Source organism: Polaribacter sp., assembly GCF_965656025.1.
GTDB lineage: Bacteria > Bacteroidota > Bacteroidia > Flavobacteriales > Flavobacteriaceae > Polaribacter.
The window spans coordinates 5893-10955 of the sequence record NZ_CBFHJT010000008.1 but is presented as its reverse complement, the minus strand read 5'-3'; the positions used below and the strand labels follow the sequence as shown (position 1 = coordinate 10955).

Genomic DNA, 5063 nt, shown 5'->3' with positions numbered 1-5063 from the left:
CGTTAGAAACTGCTTGTGAAGCTAACACAGCATCTACACCAGAAGTAGATAAAGGATAAGCATCTGTTTCTACAGCAGGTGTAAAAGGATTATCGCCATTTGCACCTCCATTTGGTGTTATGTTTCCATAAAAAGCATAAGCAGTGCTATTGTTTGTTTCTGTTGCAGAAAAATAATCAACACCAATAACAACTCTATTTCTTAATGAACCGATATTAAAGTCACCTATAAAATTTTGTTGAATATCAGTAGTTTGGGTATTCGAATTTTGCTTGTTAATGTATCTTGAAAATGTATCTGTTGAAAAAACACCATAATCAAAAAGATATGAATAATACCCTTTTGTTGAAGTAGTACTTTTAGATAATAAGGTTTGAGATTGCCAATTTTCTGATAATTTATAATCCATCTCTAACCTATAATTTTGATTTGGGTTTTTTAGCGTTAAATCGTTACTTGTAAAAGACAATTTGTTGTTATAGCCTAAATCATTTAAATTATTAGCATTTTGTGGAGCACTTCTATTTAAAAACAAAAACATTGGATTTGTCTGTTCTGCTTGTGTAATTTCTGAATAAAATGAGAACGATAATTTATTATTTACTTTATAAGAAAGAGAAGGAGCCACAAAAAATGATTTCATAAAACCAGCATCTTGCCAACTCTGTTGCGTTGTGTAAGCCGTATTTAGTCTGAAATAAATGTTATTTTCTTCACTTAAAGCGGTATTAAAATCTCCTATAATTTGGTTCAAACCAAAAGAGCCTGAAGTATAAGATATCTGACCACCTGAACCAACAAAAGGTTTTTTTGTTACAACATTTATTAAACCACCATAAGAACTTACAGCGTTACCAAATAAGGTAGCAGAAGGACCTTTTAGTACTTCAATTCTCTCAATATTTGCTGGGTTTATGGTTCCGTTTGTTAAACCTGGTAAACCATTTACTAGTTGAGGTTGCACAGAGAAACCTCGCAAAGAATAGTATCCTGCACCATCCCCACCACGTCCGGTCGAGGTCCAAAGTTGTTCGATTCCTGCAGCATTTTTTAAAGCATCATCAAAATTTGTTACAACCTGAGATTCTAATAATTCGTTGGTAACTGTGCTATAAACCTGTGTGTTTTCGATGTCTTTTAGAGGGAGCTTTGCAACATAAGCTGTTTTTTTTCTTGAAAATTTATTAGTTCTTTTTCCAGAAATAATTATTTCGTTTAATATTTCATTTCCTTCAAACAGTATAATATTTCCTAAATTTTTGTTTTCATTATTTAAGATAGATATATTAATTTCTTTGGTTTTATAACCTAAATAAGAGATTGATAATGTGTAGTTACCATTCTCTAAATTTTCAATTTTAAAGATTCCATTTTCATTTGTTTGTGTTCCCTTTTTTGTGTTTTTGATTGCAATAGTAACTTTTGACAGCGGATACTTTTTGTTGTTTTTAATACTTCCTGAAATAATAGAATTTTGGCTAAAAACGAAAGAAGTAGTTAGCAATAATGCCAATGTGATTAATTGATTTTTCATTATGTTTATTTAGATTTAATATAAATAATATTTTCGACAAATATATTTACCGTAAATGATTTACACAAGTTATTTATATTAAATCTAAATAAAAATTATGTTTTTTAATTATAATCTTTAATTTTCAGCTTTTTAAGATAGTAGTTTTTCTAAAACCATAAATTTTGTTTATAGCTACAAAACAATAATTATAACGTTTCTTTAACAAAGTTGCTTTAAAGGTTTAATTGTATCGAAAGTCTAAAAAAGTATCTTTGCAACAACTAAAATCTTTAACTTTCTTGTTTGAAGAGAGTGCAACTAACTAATTATGAGAAAAATAATTCTTGCCATTCTTGGCATTTTAGCTATTATAGGAGCTGTTGTTTTAGGCAATTATATTGTAGCAAAAAATCAGAAACCAAAACCAAAATTTAAAAAGCAAATTAAAACGGTTTTTATACAAGACGTACAAAACAAAAATATACCTGTTATTTTAACTGCAAGTGGTAATTTAACAGCAAAAAACAGAATAGAAATTTTTTCTGAAGTACAAGGTGTTTTAAAATCAGCAAACAAAGCTTTTAAAGCAGGAACAAAATATTATAAAGGAGAAACGCTATTAAGTATCAATAGCGAAGAATTTTACGCAAGCTTACAATCTCAAAAAAGTAATTTATACAATTTAATTACTGCTATTATGCCAGATATTCGATTAGATTATCCGAATGAGTTTTCGAAATGGCAAACCTATTTAAAAAGTTTTAAACTCAATAAACCTGTACCTAAACTTCCTGCGTTTTCTTCGGACAAAGAAAAATATTTTATTTCTGGTAGAGGTATTTTAACAGCGTATTATAATGTTAAAAATTTAGAAGTTAGATATGCTAAACATCAAATAAGAGCACCTTATTCTGGTATTTTAACAGAAGCTTTAGTAAGCCCAGGTACTTTGGTTAGATCTGGACAAAAATTAGGAGAATTTATAGACCCAAGTATTTATGAACTAGAAGTTTCTGTAAATGCTGCCTATGCAGATTTATTAAAGGTTGGCAACTCTGTAGAACTAACTAACTTAGAAAAAACAAAAAAATATACAGGTAAAGTGGTACGTGTAAATGGTAGCGTAGACCAAGTATCGCAAACTATAAAAGCATTTATAGATGTAAAGCATCCAGATTTAAAAGAAGGTATGTTTTTAGAAGCCAATTTGGTGGCAAAATCTATTGAAGAAGCCATAGAAATTTCTAGAAAATTATTGGTAGACAACACTGCTGTTTATACTGTTAAAAACGATAGTATTTTAAATTTAACTACTATAAACCCTGTTTATTTTGGTGCAGAAAAGGTAGTTATAAAAGGCTTAGAAAATAATAATAAAATACTTACACAGCCTTTACCTGGGGCATTTGACGGTATGATTGTTAAAACAAATAAAAAGTAATTATATGAGAAAGATAATTGCTTATTTTATTAAATACCATGTTGCTGTAAATGTAATTGTTTTTGCTTTTTTTATATTTGGTGTTATTGGTGCTATTAGTATGAAATCTTCCTTTTTTCCTTTGGTAGATTCGCAATTAATTAGAATTACATTGGCATATCCAGGAGCTTCTCCTGCAGAAATGGAAGAAGGTGTTGTATTAAAAATTGAAGACAATTTAAAAGGAATTGTTGGTGTAGAAAGAGTAACTTCTGTTTCTAGAGAAAATTCTGCAAATGTAAATGTAGAAGTAGAAAAAGGAAAAAATATAGATGTTGTTTTATCTGATGTAAAAAATGCGGTAGATAGAGTTCCTTCTTTTCCTTCTGGTATGGAACCACCAGTAATTGCTAAAGTAGAAAGCATTAGACCAACTATTAGTTTTACCATAAGTGGTAGCAACGTTTCTTTAAAATCTCTAAAACAATATGCCAGAAATGTAGAAAATGATATACGTGGTATAGAAGGAATTTCTCAAGTAGAAATTTCTGGTTTTCCAGAAGAAGAGATCGAAATTGCTGTGCGCGAAAATGATTTGCGTGCCTATAATTTATCTTTTACAGAAGTAGCAAATGCTGTTAGAAACTCTAATATTTTAATTACAGGTGGTAATATAAAAACCCCAGAAGAAGACTATTTAATAAGGGCTAGTAATCGCTCTTATTATGGTATAGAATTACAAAATTTAATTGTTAGAACAGAAACGAATGGTAATATTATCCGCTTAAAAGATATTGCCACTTTAAGAGATACTTGGTCAGAAAATCCAGATAGATTATACTACAATGGTAATTTGGCAATAGATATTACAGTTAGTAATACCAATAATGAAGATTTAATATCTTCTGCAGACAAAATTAAAGAGTATATTCACAAATACAATCAACAACAACAAAACGTACAGTTAAGTGTTACTAGCGATAGAAGTATTACCTTAAATGGACGTACAAAACTATTGGTAGAAAATGGTATTGTTGGTATTCTATTAGTACTTTTCTTTTTAGCACTTTTCTTAAACCTGCGTTTGGCAATTTGGGTTGCATTTGGTTTGCCAGTTGCCTTTTTAGGGATGTTTATTTTTGCAGCTCAATTTAATGTAACCATCAATGTTTTATCTCTTTTTGGGATGATTATTGTAATCGGTATTTTGGTAGATGATGGTATTGTTATTGGAGAAAATATTTATCACCATTATTACGATTTAGGAAAATCTAAAATTAGAGCAGCCATAGATGGTACCATGGAAGTAATTCCGCCAATTGTTTCTGCTATATTAACTACAATTATTGCTTTTTCAACTTTCTTTTTTGTAGATGGTAGAATTGGGAGTTTCTTCGGAGAAGTATCAACTATAGTATTACTAACGTTAACAGTTTCTTTAGTGGAAGCTTTAATTATTTTACCAGCTCATATTGCACATTCTAAAGCCTTAGATAGAAAGAAATTAGAAAACGGAAATCTTAAAAAAACAAATAAATTAGATGCTTTTTTTAATAAAGTAAACAGAGGTGCAGATAAGTATTTAGGCAAGTTTAGAGACAATTACTATGTACCGTTTTTAAAGTTCTCTTTAAATAACAAAATTTTTGTTTTCTGCTTATTTATTGCAACATTGCTGTTAAGTTTTTCTGCATTGCAAGGTGGCATCATTAAAAGTTCTTTTTTTCCAAGAATTGCTAGTGATAGAGTGCAAATTACCTTAAATATGCCACAAGGTACCAACGAAAAAATTACAGACTCTATTATTTCTATGATAGAAGAAAAAGTTTGGGTGGTAAATAAAGAATATTCTGCAAAACAAACAGGAGATTTAGATGTAGTAGAAAACGTGATAAAAAGAGTAGGTCCAGGAAGCGCAAATGCAACCTTAAATGTAAACCTTTTACCTGGTGAGTCTAGAGATTTTTCATCACCAGAAATTACAAATGCTATACAAAAATTAGTGGGTAAAGTGTATGGTGTAGAAAGTTTGGTCTTTGGTTCTGGAGGTAACTTTGGTGGGAGTCCAGTTGCAGTTTCTTTGTTAGGAAATAACATCACAGAACTAAAAGCAGTTAAAGATGAACT

General features: G+C 29.8%; 3 protein-coding genes. 2 read left to right on the top strand and 1 reads right to left on the bottom strand.

What is annotated here, in order from left to right; genetic code table 11:
- Positions 1–1534, bottom strand: a 1534-nt coding sequence (locus tag ACTG3S_RS02550) for a carboxypeptidase-like regulatory domain-containing protein (protein ID WP_439127810.1), incomplete at its 3' end; no start/stop codon positions are given.
- A gap of 310 nt (positions 1535–1844) precedes the next feature.
- On the opposite strand from ACTG3S_RS02550, the gene ACTG3S_RS02545 reads away from it, so the two are divergent.
- Complete coding sequence (locus ACTG3S_RS02545) at positions 1845–2957, top strand: efflux RND transporter periplasmic adaptor subunit (RefSeq protein WP_439127809.1); 1113 nt, start codon at positions 1845–1847, stop codon at positions 2955–2957.
- A 4-nt stretch (positions 2958–2961) separates the two neighbouring features.
- On the top strand, positions 2962–5063 hold a 2102-nt coding region (locus tag ACTG3S_RS02540; protein ID WP_439127808.1), incomplete at its 3' end, for an efflux RND transporter permease subunit.